General features: G+C 54.7%; 1 protein-coding gene. It reads left to right on the top strand.

Going from position 1 to position 1,072, the window contains the following annotated elements:
- Positions 1-43: 43 nt before the first annotated feature.
- Positions 44-1,072, top strand: a 1,029-nt coding sequence (locus tag HZB34_14975) for a hypothetical protein (protein ID MBI5317261.1), incomplete at its 3' end; no start/stop codon positions are given.

Below are 1,072 nucleotides of genomic sequence, written 5' to 3'. Positions count from 1 at the left end.
GGGTGGGAGCTGTGGGGCTTGTGGCGCAGGTGGTGCTGCTCCCATGACGGTGAGTATCGGAGGAACCAACCGAACGTTCTACACCGCCTATTTTGCCCTCGATATTACGGATCCTGATGCGGAACCTAAGCTCCTCTGGTCATTCAGCGATGCAGGCATGGGGTTATCGACCAGCTATCCCACAATCATACGAATGAATCCGCCTGGCTCGAATACCTGTCCACTTACCGGTCCCTGTGATGATGTGTGGATTGCCGTCTTTGGGTCAGGTGCAACCGGATATGAGGGCCAAATTGGGCAGACGGGGAAATTCTATGCAGTCGATATCAAGATTGGCCCGAGGACGGGCACGGGGGTCGGCGCATCCAATGTGTTCACGACATTTCCGATTAAGAGTGCCTCAGGAGGAGATCTCAATACCTTCGTCGGTGATTTGGTCAGCGTGGATCGTGACTTGGATTATCGTGCCGATGCCATCTATGGCGGGTCCGTGATCAATGACGGCAGTCTTCCCTGGCGAGGGCGGATGTATCGATTGACCGCCGGTGGATGTCTCACGGCTCCCTGTTCGTCTTCGACGTGGGGATACGATTTGTCAGGAAGCCGCGTGCCTACCGAAGTATTGGATAATTTTTCACCCTATCCGTCAGGGACCGCGATCCAAGCAGGGCCAATGGTAGCCGCTCCAGGCATCGCAGTCGATGATGCCAACAAGTTGTGGCTCTTTTTCGGAACTGGGCGGTTCTTTGGCAATTCCGACAAGACCAACTCCGACTCACAGCGGTTGTACGGTGTCAAGGATTCTGTGTTGAGTTATAGTTGTACAGAAGGGAGCATAGACGGTTGTAAGGTGACCGACCTCGTGAATGTCTCCGACGTCGCGGTGTGTGTCGTCTGTGCGACAGGGACAAATCAGGTGACCTCGACAGCACTTTCAGGAGTTGAAAAGGTTGAAGGAACGGATCCAACCACGACCTTGCAAGGTCTGGTGCAAAGCAAGAACGGTTGGTTTACCAATCTCACGGCCACACGGGAGAGGTCGATTACCTCGCCGACCGTACTCGGTGGGATC

The sequence above is a fragment of the Nitrospirota bacterium genome (genome assembly GCA_016219645.1).
Classification (GTDB): Bacteria; Nitrospirota; Nitrospiria; order Nitrospirales; family Nitrospiraceae; genus Palsa-1315.
Note: the sequence above shows the minus strand (reverse complement) of the source record. Positions and strands in the feature narration are given on the sequence as shown.